At 31.0% G+C, this 26,755-nt stretch carries 21 protein-coding genes; 16 read left to right on the top strand and 5 right to left on the bottom strand.

Features of this window, described 5'->3' with window-relative positions; all coding sequences use genetic code 11:
- Positions 1-60: 60 nt before the first annotated feature.
- From RCH18_RS02180 to RCH18_RS02165, 4 genes are all read left to right on the top strand, one after another.
- Positions 61-1,788, top strand: a complete 1,728-nt coding sequence (locus RCH18_RS02180) for a phospho-sugar mutase (protein ID WP_326935126.1) — start codon at positions 61-63, stop codon at positions 1,786-1,788.
- A gap of 156 nt (positions 1,789-1,944) precedes the next feature.
- Positions 1,945-2,160, top strand: a complete 216-nt coding sequence (locus RCH18_RS02175) for a DUF1016 N-terminal domain-containing protein (protein WP_326935125.1) — start codon at positions 1,945-1,947, stop codon at positions 2,158-2,160.
- A gap of 145 nt (positions 2,161-2,305) precedes the next feature.
- Positions 2,306-4,132, top strand: coding sequence for an ABC transporter ATP-binding protein (locus tag RCH18_RS02170; protein WP_326935124.1), 1,827 nt, complete (start codon positions 2,306-2,308; stop codon positions 4,130-4,132).
- 42 nt (positions 4,133-4,174) lie between these two features.
- Positions 4,175-4,876 carry a hypothetical protein gene (locus RCH18_RS02165; protein ID WP_326935123.1) on the top strand — a complete coding sequence of 234 codons (702 nt, stop codon included), beginning with the start codon at positions 4,175-4,177 and terminating at the stop codon, positions 4,874-4,876.
- Between the two features lie 4 nt (positions 4,877-4,880).
- On the opposite strand, the gene RCH18_RS02160 is transcribed toward RCH18_RS02165, so the two are convergent.
- From RCH18_RS02160 to RCH18_RS02150, 3 genes are all read right to left on the bottom strand, one after another.
- A complete protein-coding gene (locus tag RCH18_RS02160) occupies positions 4,881-5,603 on the bottom strand; it encodes a hypothetical protein (protein WP_326935122.1) in 723 nt (240 codons plus the stop codon).
- 119 nt (positions 5,604-5,722) lie between these two features.
- Positions 5,723-8,203 carry a TonB-dependent receptor plug domain-containing protein gene (locus RCH18_RS02155; RefSeq protein WP_326935121.1) on the bottom strand — a complete coding sequence of 827 codons (2,481 nt, stop codon included), beginning with the start codon at positions 8,201-8,203 and terminating at the stop codon, positions 5,723-5,725.
- On the bottom strand, positions 8,204-9,901 hold the full coding sequence (locus RCH18_RS02150) for a M23 family metallopeptidase (protein WP_326935120.1): 1,698 nt from the start codon (positions 9,899-9,901) through the stop codon (positions 8,204-8,206).
- A 175-nt stretch (positions 9,902-10,076) separates the two neighbouring features.
- On the opposite strand from RCH18_RS02150, the gene RCH18_RS02145 reads away from it, so the two are divergent.
- The 5 genes from RCH18_RS02145 to RCH18_RS16105 all read left to right on the top strand — a co-directional run bounded on the left by RCH18_RS02145 (position 10,077) and on the right by RCH18_RS16105 (position 13,095).
- Entirely contained in the window at positions 10,077-10,367 is a 291-nt protein-coding gene (locus RCH18_RS02145) for a hypothetical protein (protein ID WP_326935119.1), read from the top strand.
- An 8-nt stretch (positions 10,368-10,375) separates the two neighbouring features.
- Positions 10,376-10,669, top strand: a complete 294-nt coding sequence (locus RCH18_RS02140; RefSeq protein WP_326935118.1) for a cell division protein ZapA — start codon at positions 10,376-10,378, stop codon at positions 10,667-10,669.
- 210 nt (positions 10,670-10,879) lie between these two features.
- Positions 10,880-12,445 (top strand): ribonuclease Y, encoded by a 1,566-nt coding sequence (gene rny, locus RCH18_RS02135; protein WP_326935117.1) that lies wholly within the window; start codon positions 10,880-10,882, stop codon positions 12,443-12,445.
- A 200-nt stretch (positions 12,446-12,645) separates the two neighbouring features.
- The gene (locus RCH18_RS02130; RefSeq protein ID WP_326935116.1) at positions 12,646-12,789 is read left to right on the top strand and encodes a hypothetical protein; all 144 of its coding nucleotides are present in this window, start codon (positions 12,646-12,648) and stop codon (positions 12,787-12,789) included.
- A gap of 24 nt (positions 12,790-12,813) precedes the next feature.
- A complete protein-coding gene (locus tag RCH18_RS16105; RefSeq protein ID WP_442788136.1) occupies positions 12,814-13,095 on the top strand; it encodes a Uma2 family endonuclease in 282 nt (93 codons plus the stop codon).
- Positions 13,096-13,263: 168 nt separating this feature from the next.
- Here the strand turns inward: RCH18_RS16105 and xerD are convergent, their stop codons facing one another.
- Positions 13,264-14,166, bottom strand: a complete 903-nt coding sequence (gene xerD, locus RCH18_RS02125) for a site-specific tyrosine recombinase XerD (protein ID WP_326935115.1) — start codon at positions 14,164-14,166, stop codon at positions 13,264-13,266.
- A gap of 303 nt (positions 14,167-14,469) precedes the next feature.
- Between xerD and RCH18_RS02120 the strand changes: the two genes are divergently transcribed.
- Positions 14,470-15,033, top strand: a complete 564-nt coding sequence (locus RCH18_RS02120; protein WP_326935114.1) for a porin family protein — start codon at positions 14,470-14,472, stop codon at positions 15,031-15,033.
- Positions 15,034-15,241: 208 nt separating this feature from the next.
- Positions 15,242-18,919, top strand: a complete 3,678-nt coding sequence (locus tag RCH18_RS02115) for a ShlB/FhaC/HecB family hemolysin secretion/activation protein (RefSeq protein WP_326935113.1) — start codon at positions 15,242-15,244, stop codon at positions 18,917-18,919.
- 31 nt (positions 18,920-18,950) lie between these two features.
- On the opposite strand, the gene RCH18_RS02110 is transcribed toward RCH18_RS02115, so the two are convergent.
- Positions 18,951-20,018 (bottom strand): hypothetical protein, encoded by a 1,068-nt coding sequence (locus RCH18_RS02110; RefSeq protein ID WP_326935112.1) that lies wholly within the window; start codon positions 20,016-20,018, stop codon positions 18,951-18,953.
- A gap of 516 nt (positions 20,019-20,534) precedes the next feature.
- Here RCH18_RS02110 and RCH18_RS02105 point away from each other — a divergent pair.
- From RCH18_RS02105 to RCH18_RS02085, 5 genes are all read left to right on the top strand, one after another.
- On the top strand, positions 20,535-22,364 hold the full coding sequence (locus RCH18_RS02105; protein WP_326935111.1) for a PAS domain-containing protein: 1,830 nt from the start codon (positions 20,535-20,537) through the stop codon (positions 22,362-22,364).
- Positions 22,354-22,755, top strand: a complete 402-nt coding sequence (locus tag RCH18_RS02100; RefSeq protein ID WP_326935110.1) for a response regulator — start codon at positions 22,354-22,356, stop codon at positions 22,753-22,755. The genes RCH18_RS02105 and RCH18_RS02100 overlap by 11 nt, the downstream gene beginning before the upstream one ends.
- A 59-nt stretch (positions 22,756-22,814) precedes the next feature.
- On the top strand, positions 22,815-23,720 hold the full coding sequence (locus RCH18_RS02095; RefSeq protein WP_326935109.1) for an ABC transporter ATP-binding protein: 906 nt from the start codon (positions 22,815-22,817) through the stop codon (positions 23,718-23,720).
- 87 nt (positions 23,721-23,807) lie between these two features.
- On the top strand, positions 23,808-24,644 hold the full coding sequence (locus tag RCH18_RS02090) for an ABC transporter permease (RefSeq protein ID WP_326935108.1): 837 nt from the start codon (positions 23,808-23,810) through the stop codon (positions 24,642-24,644).
- 15 nt (positions 24,645-24,659) lie between these two features.
- Complete coding sequence (locus tag RCH18_RS02085; protein ID WP_326935107.1) at positions 24,660-26,741, top strand: T9SS type B sorting domain-containing protein; 2,082 nt, start codon at positions 24,660-24,662, stop codon at positions 26,739-26,741.
- Positions 26,742-26,755: the final 14 nt, after the last annotated feature.

The raw sequence follows: 26,755 nt of genomic DNA, 5'->3' as shown, positions 1-26,755 counted from the left end.
AAAAGATTGTAACGAATAGCCGGATTAGCTCCTAAACTTTAAACTAAAAAAAAATATAAAATGGAAATCAAACAAAACATTTTAGACGCATTAAATGAATGGCTTACGCCAACATTTGACAACGAAACTCAAGAAGCGGTAAAAGAACTAATGACAACTTCTCCAGTAGAACTAGTAGAAAGTTTTTACAAGAATTTAGAGTTCGGAACTGGCGGAATGCGCGGTGTTATGGGCGTTGGTAATAATCGTATTAATAAATACACGCTTGGAAAAAGCACACAAGGTCTTTCTAATTACATGCATAAAGTTTTTCCAAATAAAGATTTGAAAGTTGCAATTGCTTATGATTGCCGACACAACAGTAAATCGCTGGCAAAAGTTGTTGCTGATGTTTTTACTGCCAATGGAATTTCTGTTTATTTATTTTCAGATTTACGTCCTACCCCGGAATTGTCATTTGCAGTAAGACATTTGGGATGTCAAGCTGGAATCGTTCTTACAGCATCACATAATCCACCGGAGTACAATGGTTACAAAGTGTACTGGGAAGATGGCGGACAAATAGTGCCTCCAGAAGATGAAGCCATTATCAACACTATTGAAAATTTGAATTACAGTGAAATCAACTTTGCAGCTAATGATGATTTGATTCATTATATTGATGTCGAAGTTGATAAAGCATTTATCAAATCGTCAATTGAAAATGCAAGTTTTAATACACCGGCTGCAGCCAAAGAAAATTTAAATATTGTTTTTACCTCATTACACGGAACTTCTATCACTTTAGTTCCTGACACTTTATCGCAAGCTGGATATACTAACGTGAATATTGTTCCAGAGCAAGCAGTTCCAAATGGTGATTTCCCAACGGTAAAATCTCCGAATCCAGAGGAGCCAGAAGCGTTAGCAATGGCAACTGCATTAGCTGATAAATTGCACGCTGATATTGTGATAGGAACTGATCCTGATTGTGATCGTTTAGGTGTTGCTGTTCGAAATAACGAAGGGCAAATGACCTTGCTAAATGGCAATCAAACGATGATCTTAATGACTGCTTTTTTATTAGAACAATGGAAAAAAGCAGATAAAATTACTGGAAAACAGTTTATAGGATCCACTATCGTCTCTACACCCATGATGATGGAATTAGCAACAAACTATGGCGTAGAATGCAAAGTGGGATTGACTGGTTTTAAATGGATTGCTAAAATGATTAAGGATTTTCCAGCATTAGAATTTATAGGAGGAGGTGAAGAAAGCTTTGGCTTTATGGTGGGTGATGCTGTTCGTGATAAGGATGCGGTTGCAGCAACTCTATTGATATGTGAAATGGCGGCTCAAGCCAAAGCAAAAGGAAGTTCGATTTACAAAGAACTGTTGAAATTGTATGTTGACAACGGTTTTTACAAAGAGCATTTGGTTTCGTTGACCAAAAAAGGAATCGACGGGTTGCTGGAAATTAGTCAAATGATGATTGACATGAGAGAAAATCCATTGAAAGAAATTAACGGACAAAGAGTGATTATACTTGAAGATTATCAATCATCAACCGCTAAGAATTTATTAACTGACGAAATAACAACAATGGATATTCCTAAATCAAATGTATTGATTTATTACACTGAGGATGGTTCCAAAATTTGCGCAAGACCAAGCGGAACTGAACCAAAAATTAAATTTTATATAAGTGTAAACACTGAATTAGAAGATGTGCAAGATTTTAATGAAGTCGAAAGTATTTTAGATAACAAAATAAAAAATATCATTGCAGCGATGCAATTGAACTAAATTTATAACTAGAAAAATTGGATACAAATGATGCTTTAAAACTATTAAAATCATTAATTGGTTTAATGAATCAAATGCGTCATTAAGTAGCCAAAATTGTCAATCAAGAACTAACTTTATTGTATTAAATATTGAAAAAACGATCAACTATAATTTTTGAATAATGATAGAGCCGATTATGGGATGAAATTAATTCCCATACTAAGTATAGAATATAATGAAAAATTTGGAGTGGGTTTTAATAGAAGAAATTTACAAAGCTTTATCAAATTATATAATGTAATAAGAGATCTTGTAATTGTTCAGACAGAGTTTGCACAATTGAGTTGGTCGCTTAATACAAATATCATCTATATCAACAACACTTCTTAAAGAGAGTTTCAAAAGCAAATGACTTTTTAAAAAAATAATTCATAGTTATCAATAATGACGCTGCAAAATATTTTACGCTGTTATTTGAAAAAAAATATTATTAGGAAAAGCTATAGCCATAGCAGAACACAACAATAAAAAATAAATGAGCAATCTCAAGAAATTAATACCTTATACAAAACCATATAAATCGCACATCGTTTGGAATGTGATTTACAACATTTTATACGCCTTATTTAGCACTATTTCAATGCTTACCTTACTGCCAGTAATGAATGTGCTTTTTGGAAAAACTAAGACAGTACTTATAAAACCAATTTTCACAGGAATAGGAAATATAAAAGAGTTTGGAATAGATTATATGCATTTCCAAATTTCTACGATGACAAAAGGAAATAGCATTGAAGTTGCGTTACTATTTGTAGTAATACTAATAATGACAACATTTTTCTTCAAAAACTTGTTCAATTATTTGGCCTCTTATCATATTATGCACCTTAAAAACGGTGTGTTAAAAGATTTACGTAATTCGATGTATAAAAAAATCGTTGAATTACCTATTTCTTATTACTCAGAAAAACGAAAAGGCGATATTATGGCGCGAATGCTCGGCGATGTCAATGAAGTGCAGAACTCTTTTTTCTCCATTTTAGAATTGGTTGTAAAAGAACCTTTAACGATAATTTTTGCTTTAGTGACAATGTTTATACTTAGCACAAAACTTACTTTATTCGTTTTAATTTTTTTACCAATATCTGGATATATTATATCCAAATTAGCAAAAAACTTGAGAGCACAGTCATTAGAAGCACAACGAGAAAGTGGACTTTTAATTTCTATTGTTGATGAAACTTTGGGCGGATTAAAAGTAATTAAAAGTTACAATGCTGAACCCAATTTTAAAAGCAGATTTAATGATTCCGTTACTCGATTATTAAATTTGTCAAATAGTATAGGAAGTAGAAATAATCTAGCTACGCCGTTGAGTGAATTCTTAGGTGTAGCAACTATCGCAATTTTGCTTTTTTACGGTGGTAATTTGGTTCTAATCGAAAAAACCTTAGACGGATCGACTTTTATAGTGTATTTGACATTAGCATTTAATATTTTGACGCCGGCAAAAGCAATTTCTAAAGCTTCGTATGCCGTAAAAAATGGATTAGCTGCTGCAGAGCGCGTTTTTGAAGTTCTAGAAGTTGAAAACGAGATTACATCCAAAGAAAATGCTACTGAGAAAAATACTTTTGAATCAGATATTACTATAAAGAATATTAATTTTAAATATGAAGATGAAAATGTCTTAAAAAACTTTTCACTAAAAGTCAGTAAAGGTCAAACGATAGCGCTTGTAGGACAATCAGGAAGTGGAAAAAGTACGATTGCTAATTTATTAACTCGTTTTTATGATGTCAATGAAGGAACAATTACCATTGATGGTATCGATATAAAAGACTTGAACTTGCAATCATTACGCGGTTTAATGGGACTTGTTACGCAAGACAGTATTTTATTTAATGATACCATTAAAGCTAATATTTCTTTAGGACAACTTGACGCAACTGACGAAGAAATTATCGAAGCGTTGAAAATTGCGAATGCTTATGAATTTGTACAAGATTTACCAAATGGTATTCACACTAACATTGGCGACAGCGGAAATAAGCTTTCTGGCGGTCAGAAACAACGTTTATCAATAGCAAGAGCAGTTTTGAAAAATCCTCCAATCATGATTTTAGACGAAGCTACCTCAGCATTAGATACTGAGAGTGAAAAATTTGTGCAAGTTGCCTTAGAAAATATGATGCAAAACAGAACTTCCATCGTTATTGCGCACAGGCTTTCCACCATTCAAAAAGCAGATACAATTGTAGTTATGCAAAAAGGAAAAATTGTGGAGCAAGGCAATCACGAAGAATTAATTGCAATGAACGGAGTTTATAATAAATTGGTAAGCTTACAATCTTTGGAATAAAAAAGGAGTTTGGAGCTGTTTACTTATTTTAAAAATTAAAAAATGTACATTAACAATCCAAACATAAAACTTCCTCAGGATCCAAATACTGTAATTTGGAAATATCTTGATTTGTCAAAATTTTTAGATTTACTACTATCGCATAAACTATTCATGTCGCGCTCAGATAAATTTGAGGATCAGTATGAAGGGACTTTTAGCGAACCAACATTTGAGGAAATCAAAAAACTTTCTATAGACAATCCTGATTTTTTAAACCATTACAAAACGCACAGAGAAAAAGTCGCTATTAGTTCTTGGCATATAAATGAGTATGAATCATTTGCGATGTGGCAAATTTTTACACAAAATAGTGAAGGATTAGCTATTCAATCCACTATTGGTCGCTTGCAGCGATCATTACTTCCTGAAACTGATTTTGATCAATACATTGGCGAGGTAAACTACATCGATTACAAAAAAGAGCATATCCCGTTTGATGATCTATTTTTCCCTTTTTTGTTTAAACGAAAGAGTTTTCAATATGAAAGAGAAGTTCGCGTAATCACTGACATTGGTGATAATATTATAGACATTAATGAAGGATTAAAAATTAATGTGGATATAAACGAACTGATCGAAAAGATTTACATTCATCCCAAATCAGAAAACTGGTATAAAAATCTAGTGATTCAATTAGTAAAGCAGTTAGGGTTTACGTTTACAATAGAAAAATCCGACTTAGAGAGTGATATTTTGATTTGATTTGCTAAACTGGCTCGTAACTAACCGCTTCCCATTCTTTTTTTGATAAGTCTATGTAGTAATAATTTACTACATCTTTCTTGTCAAATTCACCATTTTTATTGGTGTCTTCTACTGTTCTATAATACAATCTATTTCTCGATTCAATCAATTTCCAATCGATTAATTCCTGAAAATCAATTGATATTTTAGTGAATTTTTCGCCACTTATTTTACTTAAATACAGTGCTTTTATATCACTAGTGTCCAGTTTTCCATCTTTGTTTGTGTCCATGTCAAACATCGTATAAACCATAATTTGGTTATTCGTTCTTTCAGCAACTTTTTTTAAATAAGTGGCAGTTTGAATTAAAACGGGCTTTTCAGTCAATTTTTTAATAGAATCGGAATCAATTTTTTGAAACCTAATGTTTTGTAAGAAACCAGTAATTTCAAATTCACCGTAATTTGAAATAGTAAAACTCAAATCGTTGACGCTAGAAGAACCATAGCGAGCTTTTATGCCTTTTTCACGAATACTTAAATCAGCAACGGGATGAAGTAAATAATCCGTTCCTTCCATTTGCAGTGGTAAATCAGCAATTTGAATTTGAGAAGAATCTGCTCTAGCAACTAATTTTGCTTTAGCATTTTCGTCGTAAGTTACTTTTGGTTTTTCAACTTCCTCTTTGCAACTCGCTAAAAGTAAAACTGCTATTCCTATGAATGTGAAATGTAATTTTCTCATGATTTAATACTATTAAAATTCAAATATAATCATTTTAAAAAATGAAACCGTACTTCAAAACCGATTAACAAAATTTCCTAAGGTTGAAAAGATTTCTGTTATGTACTCTAAATTAAAAATTACAACTTTGCAGTCAGTTTTATATTAAAAACACGCGTTGTCATATAATTAGGAATTGCGTACTGATTTTTAGAATAGACGTCTCTAACCCAGGTATTCGTTATTGCATTTTGATTATTAAAAAGATTGAAAATTTCTAATCCTATTGCTAATTCCTTAAAATCTTTAAATAATTTAGTATTATTATCTCCTGAGGTGTTATCTATAAAAACTTTTGAAAAACCCACATCCACTCGGCGATAATCATTTAATCTGTTTTGGTATAAATAAGCATCTGCATAGGATGGTGATCCACCAGGTAATCCTGTATTATAAACTAAATTCAAATATAATTTTATACTAGGAATATTAGGCATATAATCTTGAAACAAAAGCGCAAATTTCAATCGCTGATCTGTCGGTCTTGCAATAAAACCTCTGTCATTGCTATTTTCCTCTGTTTTTAAATAACCAAAACTAATCCATGATTCTGTTCCTGGAACAAATTCACCATTTAACCGCAAATCTAAGCCTTGGGCGAAAGCCGTGGCATTATTATTAGCTGCATAACGCAACCGAACATTGTCTATTGTGTACGTATTTACATTGGTAAGCGATTTGTAATAAAGTTCTGAAACGAGTTTAAAAGGTCTAGTCCACATTTTGAAACTAAAATCATTAGCCACTACAAAATGGACTGATTGCTGTGCTTTTGTATTAGGTTGCACTTTTCCCGCAGCATCTCTCAATTCTCTGTAAAATGGAGGTTGGTGATATAATCCGCCTGAAACTCTAAAAATTAGATCTGAATTCCAATCCGGTTTTATTGCAAATTGAACTCTTGGACTAAAAGTAGTTTGGGATTTAGCAATTGTACTAGCGCCTTGAACCTCCCAGTTATGAGCTCGAACACCAGCATTATACCAAACTTCACTCGAACCAATTGTAGATTTTAAACTCCATTGTCCATAGCCTGAAAATCTATTAATCGTATTGAAGTTTGTAGCGCGTATATTTTGATAAGGAATTATAGGGCCATTGTACGGCTTATATGGCTGATCATTAGTAACAAAATCTAAAATAGGTGGATTTAAAGAAAAACCAGCGGAATCAATTACCTCCCATTCTATTACTCTATCTCTTATCGATTCTCTAGTATATTTTATTCCCCATTCTAATTGGCTTTCTTTCCAATCATGAAATCCCTTAATTTCAGTATTTACAATTAAAGCGTCTAAATCATTACGAGCATGATTCAATTGTGAGCCTATTCCTCTAGTATATGATACTTCACCATACGTTTGTGAACCGATACTTGCATCCACTTCACCCAATCTATATTGTGCAAAAATATCAAAATACTCTTGTTCTAAAGTATGAAATACAGAACCTATAAATTTTAAAGTAAAATTATCATTTACATTAAAAGTTGTCTTGATCGCTCCAAAATAAGTATCGTATTTATCCTTTTCCTGACCTTCATAGAAAACGGTAAGTACCATAGGATTATTGATAGTTCCAAAATTAGTTTGGCGCGTTAACGGTTGGTATTGATATTTATTTTGCGAAACATTCCCTAAAAAACTCCACTGCCATCTGGCAGAAGAGTGATAATTAATGTTGGTTTGAATATCAGCAAATGAAGGTGTAAAATTAGTTTGCGTTTCCTGACTATTGACTAAAAGACTATTGTTGCGGTACCTAATTCCTGTAACTGCAGACCATTTTTTATCCCTAGAAACGGCATCAACAGCAACGCTTCCTCCCAGAAAGCTCGCTTCAAGGCTTGCGCCAAATTTTGTAGGTTTTCTATAAGTAATATCTAAAACTGAAGATAGCTTATCGCCAAATTTTGCTTGGAAACCACCTGCAGAAAAATCTACGTTTTGCACCAAATCAGTGTTAGTAAAACTCAGTCCCTCTTGCTGTCCAGAACGAATTAGAAAAGGCCGATACACTTCAATTTCATTGACATAAACAAGATTTTCATCATAGTTTCCGCCACGAACTGCATACTGTGTACTTAGTTCATTATTAGAATTTACGCCAGGTAAGGATTTCAATATATTCTCAATTCCCGCGTTTGCACCAGGAATTTTCCGAATCATTTCGGGCTCTATCACTGTAACACCTTGAATTACTTTTCGGTTTTTACTAGAAACAATAACTTCTCCCATTTGCTCTTCGCGATCATTCATTACAGGATTGAACTCTCTTTGCTCATTAGCATAGAAAGTAAAACTCATTGTGATTTTTTTTAACGAAACATGCGTAAAAACAATGTTTACCTTCTCGTTAGCTGGGATTTTTAAATCGTAAAAACCATTGCTATTAGAACGCGAAGTGACGTTAAGACAAGAAATATTTACGTTTTCTACAGGTTGATTATTTTTATCTAAAATTATTCCTCTAATTCTGGCGCTTTGAGCCGAAATAGTTAGACTACATATAAAAAAGAAGATTACCGGTACTAAAAAATTTGCGTTCAAAGGTCTTAACATTTATTTTTTTTGATTTCTAAAAAATTTAGTTTCAAAAGTAGTTGAATTGCCTACATTATCAATAACATCAACTTTTAAATCATTAGCACCATCAAAAACAATCCCGTCGTCAAAGAAATGCGTTAATTTTCTAGTTTTATTATCGTACTCCATTAAAATCCACTTCCCGTTCAAATACCCATTATAAGATTTTATGCCAGACAAGTCGTCATATATAGAGAGCTCAATTGTTTTTTGACTACTAATCCATTTTCCTTCTATGGGCTTAGCGATACTTATTTTTGGAGCCACTGTGTCACTTATTAAAGCATACTTTCCAAGAATTCTAACTTTTGTATTAAAAATGTTCCCTTTTCGATAAGTTGAATTGTATGCTAATTTTTTTCCGTCAATTCTTCCAATAAACATTTTCTCTTTTTGGGCTTCAGTTGCTATAGAATCTTCAATAGATATTGTAAAGTTAGTATGCGCTGGAACTGTGTCCTCATGTAGGATCAACGTATTGTTGTCTACAGCAAAATTAAATTCAAAATCATCGTAAAAAGTACCTGCTGGAAAAAAAACAGACATATTTTTTAACGCAAAATTGCTGTCTTTATTTGCTTTTATAAAATAATTCGATTCCAAAGGTTCTTTACTAATTGTAGTTGGCGAAACATCATATTGAATAGGAATAGAAATCACCTTGGTATTTCCAAAAAAGTCTGAAACTTCAATGCGATAAGCAGCATTTAAATTAGGTAAAACTTGCAGAACACCTTTATTATCAGCTGCTTTTATAATACTTAAATTGTAGGGATTTTTCATAAATAGTTTCTGAACTCTCTGTTGCATCTTTTTATACCTTGAGTAATCCACTAATGCATTGATATAACGCATTTCATCAAACGAATATGTATTAAATGTATAACCAAAATTAGGTTGACCATTGTAAAATGACTGTATTTTGTAGACTCCATTATTATTAAACGATACATCATCAGTATCGAAAGTAGAGATCCCAAAACCTATTGATCCATTAGCAGAAACTTTGTCTGCAATGTAGGTTCCATCTTTTTGAAGCGCGAGATTAAGTAATACAGGACGTTGCGCACGATTTACAGTTGTTTTTGAATCAACTGGATATACATAAACGCTAGAAATCGTAGGCTTTTTAGCATCTTTAATCAGTTTATCATATCCAAAAAGCATGGGATTAATCACAAATTCTGATTGAGTATCTCGAAATTCAAAGTGTAAATGTGGCCCTTCAGAAGATCCAGTATTTCCAGAAAAACCTATTATTTGCCCTTTTTCAACCGGCATTTCATCAGGTTTAAAGAACATTTCAATTTCAAAACTCTGTTCTTTGTAGTGAATTGTTTTTATATGGTTTTCTATTTCACCATTCGCTAATTTAAGGTGTCCATAAACAGAAGTGTACCCATTAGGATGGTTAATATATATTGCTTTTCCGTTTCCAAATGTAGAAATCTTGATTCTCGAAATATAGCCATCAGCAACAGCGTAGACATTTAAGCCTTCCTTTTGCTGTGTTTTTAGATCGAAACCAGCATGAAAATGATTCGGTCTTAACTCTCCAAAATTCCCAGATAATTGCATAGGTATATCCAAGGGAGACCTAAAATAATCTGTTGGATAAGTACTTTGAGCAAAAACAATAGTTCCAAAAAATAGAAAAATTATAGAAAATTTCATTGATTTACATTTTTGCTAAGATAAAAAAACTAATCAGAAATGACATAAAAAAAATAATTTGTAACTACTTACATAACTTGATATTAACGAATTTTAAACAAAAAAAATAATAAAATATTGCAAAATTAAAAAGGAATATTAACTTTGTATGATAATGTAATGAATAAGAGAGAAAATGAGCGCAATTGCAGAAATTATTGATACTCTTGAAATTAAAGTTGAAAAACTTTTTGAAAAGATGAAAGTCTTAGAGAAAAGTAACCTAGATTTAAAAGAGGAAATAATAAGATCTTCAAACATCATTAAAACTCAGTCCGATGATTTTCAAGCTTTAGAAAAGCGATACAAAACATTAAAGATAGCCAATACGTTATTAGGCAGTGACGAAAATAAAAGAGATACTAGGCTGAAAATAAATTCATTAATTCGAGAAATTGATTACTGCATAGCACAACTATCAGATTAATAATAGATATGGACGATAAGCTTAAAATTAAAATATCAATAGCAGATAGGATTTATCCTTTAACGGTGGATCCTTCTCAAGAAGAAGGAATGCGTAGTGCTTCAAAGAAAATTGATAAGATGATTAAGCAATTTGAAGAAAATTATGCTGTACGTGACAAACAAGATGTTTTAGCGATGTGCGCTTTACAATTTGCTTCACAAACAGAGCAAAAACAAATTACTATTGCGATAGATGGAGAAGACACGATTGATAGAATTAAAAAAATCAATGCTCTTTTAGATCAATATCTCGACAAATAAACGTTCTTTACAAAAACTAAGATACTGCCTACATTAGTTCACATTTGGTAAACTCAACACTAACAATTTAGAATGAGCAAATCATCACTACTAAAGCATGCCACGCTTCGGCGAGGAAACTTGAACAGTGAGTTAGCTCAAAACTTGTCTTTTCGAGTTTATTCAATCATACTGATGTAGGCTTTTTTTATATATAAATTTTAAACAAACATGGACAACATACTAACGATCGTTATTTCAGGAATAATAGGCCTTGCCGCCGGTTTCATAATTGCTAAATTGATAGAGAAAAGCAATATCTCTAACTTAATTAAAAATTCAAAAAAAGAAGCAGCATCCATTTTAAAAGATGCAAATCTTGAAGCTGAGAATATAAAGAAAGATAAAATTCTTCAAGCAAAAGAAAAATTTATTGAATTAAAGGCAGAGCATGAACAAGTTATATTATCACGAGATAAAAAAGTAGCAGATGTAGAGAAAAGAATTCGCGATAAAGAATCTCAAATATCGAGCGAATTGTCTAAAGCTAAAAAAGTGAACGATGATTACGAAGCGAAATCAGCAGAATTTTCTAATAAAATAGAAATTTTGGACAAAAAACATGCTGAAGTGGATAGGCTTCATAAAAGTCAATTACAACAACTAGAAGCAATTTCAGGATTATCAGCTGAAGAAGCTAAAAAACAATTAGTTGATGGACTAAAAGCGGAAGCCAAAAGTACTGCAATGTCTCATATTCAAGATACTATTGAAGAAGCTAAACTAACGGCACAGCAAGAGGCTAAGAAAATAATTATTAATACGATACAAAGAATAGGAACTGAAGAGGCTGTAGAGAATTGTGTTTCAGTTTTTAACATTGAATCTGATGATGTAAAAGGGAGAATTATTGGTCGAGAAGGTAGAAATATTAGAGCCTTAGAAGCGGCAACTGGAGTAGAGATCATTGTAGATGATACACCAGAAGCAATTATACTCTCTTGTTTTGACCCAGTAAGAAGAGAAATCGCGCGTCTTGCATTACATAAATTAGTTACTGATGGAAGAATACATCCCGCACGTATTGAGGAAGTAGTAGCGAAAACGGCCAAACAAATTGACGATGAAATCATAGAAGTAGGAAAACGCACCGTTATTGATTTAGGAATTCATGGACTACACCCTGAGCTGATTAAAGTAGTGGGACGTATGAAATACCGTTCTTCTTATGGTCAAAATTTATTACAACACTCTCGAGAAGTATCAAAACTATGTGGAATCATGGCTGCTGAACTTGGACTCAATGTAAAACTTGCTAAAAGAGCGGGATTATTACACGATATAGGTAAAGTTCCAGATGCTGAAAGTGATTTACCTCACGCTTTATTAGGAATGCAGTGGGCTGAAAAATATGGTGAAAAAGAAGAGGTGTGCAACGCCATCGGTGCGCATCACGATGAAATCGAAATGAAATCACTTTTATCTCCTATTGTTCAAGTTTGCGATGCCATTTCTGGTGCGAGACCGGGAGCAAGACGACAAGTTTTAGATTCGTATATACAACGTTTAAAAGATTTAGAGGAAGTAGCTTACGGGTTCAATGGTGTAAAAAATGCCTATGCAATTCAAGCTGGTAGGGAACTGCGGGTAATTGTAGAAAGTGAAAAAGTATCAGATGAAAATGCTGCTAGTTTATCATTTGATATATCTCAGAAAATCCAAACTGAAATGACTTATCCTGGACAAGTAAAAGTTACTGTTATTAGAGAAACAAGAGCTGTGAATATTGCTAAATAATCTTATTATACCTTTACATACAAGTCCAAATTCCATTAATCATTAATTGGAATTTGGACTTTTTTTTAGTTTCTAATGAAATGAAATAGCTTTAAAGATTTTAACAGATACAAATTGATATTCTCGTCAGATTATGCTTTTACCTAAATATGCTATTTTTATAACGCATTAAATAGTGACTTTGATATAAACTTATAAGTATGGGACTTCCTGCGATAAAACATTTTACTGAGAAAGAGTATTTAGAGCAAGAGAGAAATGAAACTGATAAACATGAGTTTTTCAATAGTGAAATTTTCGCTATGAGTGGAGCTTCACTTATTCATAATATAATTTTCTTTTGACTTTTTGGAGAACTTACTACAAAACTGAAAGGTAAAAAATGTCGTGCTTTTGGTAGCGGCTTGCGCGTACATATTCCAAAAAATTCATTACACACTTATCCAGATATTAGCATTTTTTGTGGAGATATTAAAACAACGGATGATAAATTTGACACTGCTACAAATCCAACAGTGATTATAGAGATCCTTTCGCCATCTACGAGGGATCATGATAAGGGCAGAAAATTTAGATTATGTAGAGATATCGAATCATTACAGCAATATATTGTCATTGATTCTGAGGAAATTATGGTAGAAAAATTTTAGAGAAATTCAGATAATAGTTGGCAACTCACAGATTATAGAACCATAGATTTACGATTTTCTTTAGACTCTTTACTATTAGAAATTGATTTGGCGACTGTTTATAATGATGTTGATTTCAAATAATACTTTTATATACTTTAATTTTGCATGCCAATCTAATCTTGACATTTACCCACTTTTTCTGGGATGAAAAGTATTAATAACTTCAGTCAAAAATTTTCGATCTAAGTGTACATAAATTTCCGTTGTTGTAATTGATTCATGACCTAACATCAGTTGAATTGATCGTAAATCAGCACCGTTTTCAAGAAGATGTGTAGCAAATGAATGACGAAAAGTATGCGGACTTATATTTTTATTTAGATTAATTTGTACTGTTAAATTTTTAATTATTGTAAAAATCATTGCACGGGTTAGTTGTTTACCTCTTCTATTTAAAAATAAAGTATCTTCAAATCCTTTCTGAATAGTGGCATGATTTCTCACCGATTCACAATAAATTGTAATGAATTTTTGAGCAATCACACTTATAGGAACAAATCGCTGTTTATTTCCTTTACCGGTAATTTTTATAAATCCTTCTTCAAAAAATAGATCTGAAATTTTTAAGGTAATAAGCTCTGAAACCCGCAGTCCACAACCATAAAGTGTTTCTAACATTGCGCGATTGCGTTCTCCTTCATTGGATGATAAATCTATAGCTTTTATAAGTTTGTCTATTTCAATCACTGATAAGGTATCAGGAAGTTTTCTACCAGTTTTGGGAGAGTCAATTAATTCTAATGGATTATTCATTCTGAGATCCTCAAATATTAAATAACTAAAAAAGCTTTTTAATCCAGATAGTATTCTTGATTGAGATCGAGGATTTACTTCTTTTGACACGCTATAGATAAATTCTTGGCATGTTTCTTCAGTAATATCAATAGGTGAAACATTAATTTTATGATCATGTAAAAATAAGAGCAAACGCTCAATGTCGTATGTATAATTCTCTATTGTATTTTTAGACAAGCCACGCTCAATTCTTAAGTAATTTTGGAATTTATTAATATAGGTTATCCATTCCATACGCCTGATCAATATTTTTACCCAAAGATACTATTACATTAGCTCTGATTTTTAATATATGTAGCAAAATGGTGGGAAATCATTAGATTTTGCAAATTAAGATAGAGACACTTGTAATAGTATAAAATAAAAAGTTTTATACATTTACACAAGTAGTGTTATTATAATCATCTCACTTGGCTAATTTCTAATTTGATGATTTAGTCAATGATTTTTTTTTAATAATACAATAATTGGCTATTAAGACAGTTTTAGATAAATGAAATACTTAAAGATAATTCTTAACACTTTAAAATTATAACTATGAAAAAAATAATTATAGCAGCAATCTTCGTGTTTGTTGGAGCTGCATCCACTCAAGCGCAGGCCGTAAAATTTGGTTTAAAAGGCGGAATTAACTATGCTAATCAATCAGGGAGTGACATTACGGTTAACAACCTAAATTATAAAAAATCAGCAATTACAAGTTATCATGCTGGACTAATTGCTGAAATTGTACTTTTCAAAGGTTTTGCAGTACAACCCGAATTACTTTATTCGACAAAAGGAGCATCATATAAATATGCCCTAACCGAATTTAAAAACGAGTTAGGGTATCTCTCAATTCCTGTTTTAGCTAAAATAAACTTGAATAAATCAATAAGTTTAGATTTAGGTCCACAAGCCTCATTTTTACTAAGTGAAAGAAAAAATGTCGAATTTAAAGACCCTACAACTTTTGAATTTGGTGGAATTGCGGGATTAACATTAAACCTTACAAGAAGTATTTTTCTGCAAGGTCGTTATGTATTTGGTTTAACGGAAGCTTCAAAAGATGCAGAAGTAAAAAATTCAGTGGTGCAAATTTCAGCAGGATTAAAATTTTAAAAATTATTATTCCTACTAGCTTGAATTATAATAAATGGATTTCTAAACAGATCCCTTTTATTCTTTAAAAAATCAACAACCGTGATTCAAATACAGTAAATTTACCGATATAAAATAAATAGCAATGCTTTTCGGAAAAGTATTAATACTCATTTATAACAAAATATTAAATTTTTTAACTAGTAACAGCGTTTAGGTTTTACCAAATATGAATTTATTATTAAATAGGTATTTTAAAGGATTTTATATCAAAGTGTTTCTTTTACTATTATCATCTGTAGCGCTTCAATCGTGTGTAACAAATCAAACCCAATTTTCTAAAAATAGTTCATATCCTTTCCCATTAGTTGCTGATGACACTACTACGCTCTCTCATACTTTTTATTTAATGGGCGAGGTAAAAAATTATGACGCCCAATCTCGAAATAAACAATTTAGTTCTTTACAAAATCAATTTTTCAAAGCTAATCAAAATACGACATTACTGTTTTTTGGTGAAGATAAAAACTTGAAAGACACTTTAAATCAAGATTTTAAAGCAGATACGGCTTCTTTACGACATCGAATTTTAAGTCATAAATCTTCTATATTTAATAAAGAGAAAGCTATCTATGTAGCTGGAAATTATAATTTGCCGAGAATAATATCTCAATTAGATACCATTTCTTTACCCAGCGATAATTGTGCAATTAATGCAAAAGTGGTTACTGAGGATATAACTTTAATAGCGATTAATAGTCAATGGTTTTTAGAAGATTGGGATGAAATTCCAACAATAAATAGGGAATGTTCTATCAAAAATAGGGAAGATTTTTTTCTTGAATTAGAAAACTTTATTATTAAAAATCAGCAGAAAACAGTACTTATAGCAATGCATCATCCTGTGTTGAGCAACGGATCTTGCAGCAGAATAAGTTCATCAAAAAAACAATCAACTCCTTTACCTATCATTGGATCACTACTTAGTTTTATTAGAAATACATCAGGAATTAATACACACCATTTACAAAACAAGCAATACAATCTCTTTGCAAGAAGAATAAAAGTTATTCTGCAAAATTTTAATAATGTCATTATTGTGTCTGATCATGGATGTAATATGCAATATATTGACAAAGATAACGTCAAACAAATAATCAGTGGTTACACAACGACATTTCAAACAGCAGATGCTCTTATTCCCAATGATTTTTTTAATGATAATAATAGCTATTCAAAATTAAAAATTTATAAAACTGGCCTTACAACCATTTCCTTTTATAAGGCTGAAAACGGAAAAGAAAAATTACTTTCTCAGAATATCATTTTAAAGCCTGAGAGTAAATTTCATACGAAAAACCTTCAAACATCTTTTTCCAATAAAACGATCGCAAATGTTTACAAAGTTAAAGAAGTAAAAAAATCGGCATTTTATAAATTCCTTTTTGGAAAACATTATAGAGAATATTATAATTTAAATATAGCTGCAAAAACAGCTACTATTGACACTTTATTTTCTGGCTTATCGCCAAAACCAGCCAATCGAGATTTTCAGTCTAATTCATTGCAGTTGATTGACAACAAAGGAAAAGAATACATTATGAGCGCTGTAAAACAAAACGCCAACAAATTTCTAGCAACAGTTGTTTTTAAATACCAACAACCTGCAGAAGAATTTGCTGGAACATACACCTCAAAACTTTTGACTGATTTTTATACCGCAGTTCATCCTTACACACCTTTAGCGATTGCTGACTTAGCCAATAACATTCATATTTTACACAGCAAACCTTCATTGTTTTTTATTCCAAAACACAAGGCCTTGGAAAAATTCAATTCAAATTTTGGAGATGAGTTGTATTTTGTTGAAGAATTCCCAGTAAATAATCTTTTTGAAATAGATAATTCATCAAACAAAACCACAATTCATTCCACTAAAGAAGTTTTACAAAACATCCGTAAAGACAGTAATAATTCGATAGATGAAAGTGCTTATATAAAAGCCAGACTATTTGATATTCTTATTGGTGACTGGGACAGAAATGAAGATCAGTGGCGCTGGGCTGAATATAAAGTAAATACAAAAGTGATTTATAAACCTATTTCATTAGATCATGACCAAGCATTTTCTAAATATGATGGTGCTTTATTATCCCTATTAATGAAAAGTGTTCCTTTACGAAATAGACAATCTTTTACTGAGAAAATTAAGAAATTTAAAATAATGAATCGCGAACCTTATCCATTAGATTTAGCCCTATTAAAAACTGCTGGTGAGGAAGAATGGATTAAACAATCAAAATACATAATCGAGAATCTTACAGATGAAACAATAGAAAAAGCTTTTAAAAAGTTACCAGCTGAAGTTCAAGATGAAACATTGACAGAGATTAAACGTAAATTAATTCTACGGAAAAAAGATCTTCAAAAAGCTGCATTAGCATATTTTAAAGTTTTACAACATACCGTTTTAATCGTTGGAACTGATGCAAGAGATAAATTTGTAATTCGCAAATTAGATAAAAACAGAGTTGAAATTAAAGTATTTCAAATAACTGAGAACGGAGATAATTTAAAATATAGTAAGATTTTAAACAGTGCTACAACTAAAAAAATATGGATTTATGGCTTAGATGATAAAGATACTTTTGAAATCACTGGTTCATCAAACTTACCAATTAAGATTAGATTGATTGGTGGACTTGATAAAGACTTATATCTGAATGAGAGTGCGAAGAATATCAAAATTCATGATTTTAAATCAGAAATCAATACGTTTACAGTCGGTAAAAAAAGTAAAATAATATTGAGTGATGATTATCTAATTAATTTATACGATTATAAAAAACCAAAATATAATGCCTTTTCATTATATCCTAATATAGGTTTCAATCCAGATGACGGTGTCAAACTGGGAATTATTACTGGTTATAAAGTCAATGATTTTAAGCAAGATCCATATACGCAAAAGCACAGTTTAAAAACTAATTATTTTTTTAGTACAAAAGGCTATGAATTTATCTATTATGCACAATTTCCAAAACTTTTTGGCAAATGGGATTTAAATTTTGAGAGCAAGTACACAAGTCCAAATTTTACTAGAAACTATTTTGGATATGGAAATGAAACTGTAAATCTCGAAGCTGACTTCGGTCGAGATTATAATAGAGTTCGTATTAAAACCATGAAGTTTTCACCTTCGTTACAAAAAGTAGGTAGATTAGGTAGTAAATTTGAAATTCAAACCAGTTTTGAAAGATTAACAATAGAACAAACAAACAATAGATTTATAAATGTTGATCCCACATTAAATGTTGATGTATTTAGAATCCAACAATTTGGTGGAGCTGCTGTAAAGTATAGCTATGAGAATTATGACCTTCCGACTTTTCCTACGTTCGGAATGGGCTTTGCAATAAGTGCTGGCTGGAAAGTAAACTTGGAAAACACAAAAAGAAATTTCCCTACTTTAGAAAGCAAATTAAATTTTAATCATAAAATTGACTCAAACGGAAAAATAGTTATAGCCACTGTTGTAAGTGGAAAAGTGTTACTCAATAATAATTTTGATTTTTATCAAGGAGCAACTTTAGGTGGAGATTATAATTTACGAGGCTTTAGAAATGAACGCTTTTTAGGAGATAAATCTTTTTATCATAGTAGTGATATACGTTGGGATTTAGGTAAGATCAAAAGAAATATTATACCTATGTCTTTTGGGATTCTTGGTGGTTTTGATTATGGCCGAGTTTGGCTAAATGGAGAAAAATCTGAAAAATGGCATCAATCTTATGGTGGTGGATTATGGATCAACGGTCTTAATATGTTAACCGGACGAATTACCTATTTTAAAAGTATTAATGAAGATCGCGCTAGAATTGCTATAGGATTAGGTTTTGGCTTTTAAATAATAATAATAAACTATCCTTTTTAAATAGCTAATAAACCTTTAATTTTATTAGATTTATATTTTTATAATTCCGAATAATAAATTCAAAAGCGGCAACCATAATATTACCCATTGACTTAGCCCTTTTAAAATTCAAATCCGTGGTATATCGATATATTTCCATTTTCAATTGTTCAACGTGATCATCAGGAGCCAGAAAGTCCTCACCCATGATTTTTAGCAATGTTTTTATTCTACTTTCAGCAGATAGGATCCTTTTAGCAAGCACTGCTCTTTCTTCATCTTTGTATTGTTGAATAGAACTATCTTGTAATTTATCCTTTACCAGTTTAACCATTGGATAATTTTCCTTGAAAAACTGAGGGCGATAAACTTTAAAATTACCTTCATAACATTGCTGATCAAAATCAATTGCCCTAATTCTATACACGACTTGATCAAAATCATGAATAGGAACAATTACATAATTATAGGATCTCATATCGCCTAACAAACGAATCATACAACGCTCATTAAACTTTACGAATTCTTTGGCGATTTGCGCTTTTTCAGTTTCAGTACATTTGGCTAGCAACGTTTTGATAAATACATCACCAGCAATTCCCATAATATGTTCCTCAATTAAAGTGTCCTTAAACACTAAAAAATTGATTTTATCAGGTGATAAGATATGTTCTAGTTCCAACCCGTAAACTCTTGAAGCATCCGCTTTTTTTATATAAAAATGAGTGTAATTATCATTGAGAATATTCCGTATTTTAACTCTAAAAGGTTTGGAATTTCCAAAAGTACAGTAGTCAATTGAATCCACATTTAAAAATTTGATGATACCTAAGTTACCATCAGAATGTAGGAGTGAATATATTTTTTTTAGATTTAAATCAATTTCTTCTCTTTCATATTCGGTATAATAAACTCTAATCCACAAGGTATCTTTATCCTTTTTGTCATAAACAGTTATAGAGCCTGAAAAGCGTAATAAATCATCATAGTAAATAGATACTTTCGACATTCGATCAAAACGCTCTAAATATTTTAAGAGAGCATTATTGATGGGATAAGAAGGCTTTTTAAAAATCATTAAAGGCTCACTCATGCTAAAAAATTTTTAAATTTTTTTATTAAGGCAATTATTTTATTTGTCATTAATCCCTTTTACTAAAATACTATAATAATATAACTAAAGCCATTTTTTAAAGCTTTTATATTTTATGATTGATCGAAAATTATAGCACCTTCAAATTTATTAACTTTAAACTTGAAAAATAAAATTTTATTTTAAAGTTTACTATCAGCTTTTTTTAATTGCACTCAATCACTGAAATGCTAAAATATGATTTGTGATTTTAATTTAAGACATATAAATAGCTTTTAACAAATTTATAAACTGCTTAAATAACTCAAAAATTTACTATAAAAAATCTCTGATTATTTTTAGAATAGTAATTAATACCCTTTTCACATTTGGAATTAGATCACATTTCAAATATTTATTTCAAAAATAATAAGCTTTTTATCTTATTACTATCTTTTGATAAGAAATTAAATGCTACTTGAGATTTAAACTTTATATTTGAAAATCCCAGTTTACTTTTAATCTTAAAACTAAATAATGACTAATAAAATTGAATCACTTGTGAATCCCACAAAATTAGCTAAACTTGGTATATGGAAAATTGATTTACAAAGTAATCAAGTATTTTGGGATAGTGCTACAAGATCTATTTTTGAAGTAACTAATTATTTTGAGCCAGATGGCAGTAATGGCTTTGATTTATTTATTGAAAGTCAAAATAAAGATCAATTTAAAAAATGGATAAACAACGCTATTGATAAAGGAATTTCCTTTAATGAGAAATTTAAAATTGTTACCGCTAAGAACACTATTAAAGTTGTTGAATGCAATTGTGTAGTAGAAACTTATAAGGGAAGATCGATAAATTTAATGGGCACATTTGTCGATGTTTCAAAACAACATAATTTATTTAAAAAATTTGAATTTTCTTCTAATAGAAATCCATTAGAGGTGTCTAATCTTATTGATGCTACTATACTAATTGATACTATTACTGGAAAAATTATTGGCTGCAATACGAAGGCAATATACTTAACAGAGTACAGTCGAGTAGAATTATATGAATTAAATAACTCTCAATTATTTGTTGAGGAATTGAAAAATAAGACTTTTACTTTTATTGATAATGGTTTAAATAAAAATCGCAGTGTAAAGGAAGACACGTATTTAACAACAAAATCTGGAGTTTTACTTCCAGTTACTATAACTTTAGACAATACTGTTCAGAAAAAAGATAAACCACTTATCCTTTGCACAATAAAAACGACTAGTAGTAACAAAAAATTACCTATTCCTTCAAATATAATAGCGTTTGCAACCTCAAAAATTAATGAGATCATCGTGATTGCAGATCATAATGGAATAGCTTTATGGGCTAATAATGCCTATTATATTTTAACAGGTTTAAACAGGTCTGATATTATAGGTAAAAAGATAAGTATATTATTTAATTGTTTTGATCATGAGGACAAAACTCAGTTTTTGATCGATGATGCGGTAAAAAATAAACAAGATCTAAAAGTTACCATTAGTGATTACAATAATAAAAAGGAGAAATACTGGCTTGAATTAAATGTGAGTAAAACAGTTGATCCTTGTACAAATTCTCTTAATTTTATAATTACCGGTCAAGATATTACAACAAGGATTATGAGTAATTTAAAACTCCAAGATCTATTGGAAACTGTGAGTACACAAAATAATAAACTGTATAATTTTACTCATATCGTTTCTCATAATATTCGCTCTCATTCAAGTAATTTATCAATGGTTGTAGATATTGTAGAAAATACTGAAGACATATACGAAAAAATTTCATATTTTGGTTTGTTTAAAGAAGCTACTGAAAAACTGTCACAATCTATTGCATATTTAAATGAAATTGTTACCATACAACAAAATACCAATAGAGAGAAAAAAGAAGTTAATCTAAAAAACGAAATTGAAAAGACTAAAAATGCGCTCCGTTTGGTTATTCAAGAAAGTAGTATTACTATCACTGACTCAATACCAGATCATATAAATATTTCTGTAATTCCATCCTATTTTGAGAGTATATTGCTTAACTTATTCACTAACGCAATAAAATATAAGTCAATTAACAGAAATCCTACTTTAGAAATTGGATACCAACTGATTGACAATTATATTGTAATTAATTTTAAGGATAATGGTTTAGGGTTAGATTTAAAAAAGAATGGGCATAAAATTTTTGGAATGTATAAAACTTTTCATGGTAATGATGATGCAAGAGGAATTGGTTTATTTATTACTAAAAATCAATTAGAATCTATGAAAGGTAAAATTGAAGTGGAAAGTGAAGTAAACGTAGGCTCAAATTTTAAAATTTATATATATGAAAAATAAATTAACCTATATTATCGATGATGACAAACTAACCGTCAAGTTAATGAGTATTCTAATATCTAAAAATGAATTTTGTGAAGATATACAAACTTTTTATAATGCTGAACAAGCTTTGCTGCAATTAAAGAATGTAATAAAGAATGATTTAGAGATTCCTGACGCCATTTTGTTAGACATTAATATGCCTATCATGGATGGATGGCAATTTTTAGATGAATTTAATTGCTTAACTATCAAAAAACCAATTACAATTTTTATGATGACCTCATCTATTGATCCCGCTGACATTGAAAAAGCAAAAACGTATGAGGTTGTAAAACATTACGTTGAAAAACCTATTACAGTAAAAAAATTAGATATTTTATGTAAATTAATAGCTGACATCGATTAATTTTTGGGTAACCTGTAACATCATAATGCCTTATTAGACTTATAGTAAAATGTATCATTATGAGTTCATCAGAGATAATCCTTTCGGTTACAAACCTAAACAAGCGTTATGGCGCTCTTCAAGCCTTAAAAAACGTTTCTTTTGAAATAAAAAAAGGTAATGTTTACGGTATTCTAGGACCTAATGGGAGTGGAAAATCAACCACTTTAGGAATCACTTTAAATGTAGTTAATAAATCTACTGGAGAATATAAATGGTTTGGCGGAAAAATGGAAACCCATGAAGCACTCAAAAAAGTAGGTGCTATTATAGAAAGACCAAATTTCTATCCCTACATGACTGCCGAAGAAAATCTAAAGCTTGTTTGCAAAATTAAAGGAATAAACTATGCTAAGGTTAATGAAAAACTAGAATTAGTTGGATTAACTGAGCGCAAAAACAGTAAATTCAGCACTTTTTCATTAGGAATGAAACAACGTTTGGCAATCGCCTCTGCCTTATTAAACGATCCCGAAATTTTAATTTTAGATGAACCAACCAATGGTTTAGATCCACAGGGAATCCATCAAATTAGGGATATAATCAAACAAATAGCTGCTACTGGCACCACAATACTTCTTGCTTCGCATCTATTAGATGAAGTAGAGAAAGTTTGTACTCATGTTTTGGTTCTAAGAAAAGGAGTGATCTTATACACTGGCTTAGTCGATGGAATATCAGCAAATGATATTTTTTTCGAATTAATCTCTGATGATAATGACAATTTAATTGCAGTTCTAAACACCCATGTTGCCGTCAAAAGTACTGTAATTGAACAAGGAAAAGTATTGGTTTATTTAAAAGAGAATCTAGAATCAAAAGATTTAAATCGCTTTCTTTTTGAAAATAATGTCATCTTAAATCATTTGGTCAAAAGAAAAAACAGCCTTGAGGAACAATTTTTAGAATTGACAGAGAGGGAATAGTTGCTCTATTTGCAAATACAAACGGCAATTGCTTTTCTTTTATAAAAATTAACTAGAATTTCCAACTACAACCTTAATAATCAGTTCATGAAACGACTACTCTCAATAGAATTACAAAAAATTTGGAAAAATAAAGCAAGTCGAGTTCTGACTATAACCTATTTTATACTGCTTACATTTATTGCATTAATAGCTTCAATAAAATTTGATTTAGGCATTTTTAAATTCCATCTTGCAGAAATGGGGATCTTTAATTTTCCTTTCATTTGGCATTTTAACACTTACATTGCTGCAATACTAAAATTATTTTTAGCTATTGTTATAGTTTCAATGATGGCAAACGAGTATAGCTATGGAACATTAAAACAAAATTTTATTGACGGCATGAGTAAAAAGGAATTTATTCTTTCTAAATTCTTAACCGTCATTTTATTTGCAACTTTATCAACCGTTTTTATTTTTATATTGTCTCTTATTTTGGGTTTTAGCTTTTCATCTTACACTGAACTAGGGATTGTCTTTTCTGACTTGCAGTATTTATTAGCTTATTTTGTCAAACTAGTAGGCTTCTTCTCATTCTGTTTATTTTTAGGAATAGTGGTGAAAAGATCAGCATTCGCATTAGGATTTTTGTTAGTTTGGAATATTATTGAAGGAGTTATAAATGGCGTTTTATCTTTTAAAGTTTTTCCTGAAACGACAACAGCAGCATCTATTATGCAATTTTTCCCTTTGCAAGCCATGTCTAACTTAATTGTCGAGCCATTCACTCGATTGTCGGTAGTAAAAAACTTGGGAACACAAATAGGTTTAAACAATATAAAAATTTATGACGTTGCCTTATCTTCTTTATTTATTGTGATCTGCTGGACAACGATCTTTGTTTTCTTCTCTTACAAATTATTAAAAAGTAGAGATTTATAGTACATTTGCGGCACCATGAAATATGCAAAACTTATTTTACTTTACTTCTCATTTTGCTGTTTTGTCGATTCTGCTATAGCGCAAAGCATTATTGTGGACGATTCGAAAAATGCGCAGGATTTAGTAGAAAATGTTTTAGTAAAAAGTACTTGCGCAACAATTGCTAACACCGTAGCTACTGGTGATAACTTTTCAGGCAATAACAAGAGTTATGGTTATTTCAATAATCAAGGAGGGACTTTTCCTTTTGCGGAAGGAGTTGTTTTAAGTACGTGGAGTAGTCAAAATTCGGTTGGTCCTTTTGTCGTTAACAGCGGAGGAGGAAATAAGAGCTGGCTTGGTGATACAGATTTAGAATTATCATTAGGATTAGTAAATACTGTTAACGCTACTGTTTTAGAATTTGACTTTACTCCTATAACTGATTTTCTTAGTTTCGATTATATTTTTGCGTCAAATGAATATCAAAAAGATTATCCCTGCAATTATTCTGATGGATTTGCTTTTTTAATTAAAGAAGTAGGCAGCACAACACCGTATAAAAATATTGCTGTGTTGCCAAATTCTGGAGTTGCGGTTTCGTCAATGAATATACATCCCAAAATTAATCCAGTAGCGGGATCTATAGAAGCAATTAAAAGTTGTTTGCCAGAAAATGAACAGTACTTCGAGGGTTATAATTTAAATAGTAATACTTTAAATTATGCAGGCCAAACTAAGGTGTTAAATGCGCAGAGCTCAGTGATAGCTGGTAGAACGTATCATATAAAATTAGTCATTGCTGATCATCGTAATGTGGAATTTGACTCTGCAGTTTTTCTTGAGGCAGGCAGTTTTGCTCCAAAAATTAACTTGGGTTTAGATCGAACCGTATGTTTTGGGGATAAAACAACCATTGATTCGGGCTTAATTGATCCGGCTTATACTTACCAATGGTTTCATAATAGTGGCCCAAGATCTATAAGTAGTAATTCCACCATTAATGCAACCACTGCTGGAAAATATACAGTGATAGTTACCCTTGCTCCAGGCTGTACCGCTACGGGTACTATAAATATTAATTATAAAAGTCCTGTTTTAAAAACGTTAGTCCAATGCGGCGACAGTGCCGGCAATGCTACTTTTAATTTGAGCCAGTTAGCAAGTACTTTCAACAGTAGCACGAATGATATCGTTTCTTTCTACGAAACCCTTTCAGATTTACAAAATCAAACTTCCCAAATCCCAAACGAAGCAGCATATAACTCTACAGCTAAAACTATATACGCACGAGTCTCTAACGCTACCGGATGTACTGATTCTATTTCAATAACCTTACAAGTGCTTAGCGCTTCAACAGTTCAAAAAATAACTTTTTGTGATAATGACGCTAACCAAAACGGTCGTAGAGTTTTTAATTTATTTACAGATGTTAGCCCAAAAATCACACCCAGCGTTATTGCTCCTCTTGCAGTCGAAGGATATTATAGCAATGAAAATGATGCAATCAATAAGACAAATTCACTTCCTGCAATCTATAGCAATAATGCTACTTCAGAAACTGTTTTTGCTCGCATTGAAAATAGTTTTGATTGCTACGGTATTATTGAAATACAACTAGAAGTCATGCTTTACACGCCCGCTACTCCCAGCAATATAAAAAATACTATTGTCAATGACTTTTCTGGAGTTGATAATTCTGTTTTAATTGAAACCGAAGGTATCGGCTCGTTTGAATATTCTCTTGACGGAATCACTTTTCAATCCAATCCACTATTTACAAATATCAGTGCGGGCATTTATACTGCCTATGTTAGGGAAAATTTAAACTGTGGGTTGTCATCCAATCCTTTTTATATACTTGACTATCCTCGTTTTTTTACTCCTAATGATGATGGATTTAATGACACATGGTCAATAAAGAACTTAGATGCACTCCCAAAAGCAACGATAACAATATTTAACAGATTTGGAAAATTATTAAAACAATTATCATCTTCAGCGGCTGGATGGAACGGAATCTTTAATGGTAATCCCCTACCAGCAGATGACTATTGGTTTAAATTACAGTTTGAAAATGCTGAAATTATTAATGGACATTTTTCGTTAAAAAGATAAGAATAATTTCTTAT

Origin of the sequence: Flavobacterium sp. PL11 (assembly GCF_035985025.1) — a bacterium.
Classification (GTDB): Bacteria; Bacteroidota; Bacteroidia; order Flavobacteriales; family Flavobacteriaceae; genus Flavobacterium.
The sequence above is the reverse complement of the archived record's forward strand: the minus strand, read 5'-3'. Positions and strand labels throughout refer to the sequence as shown.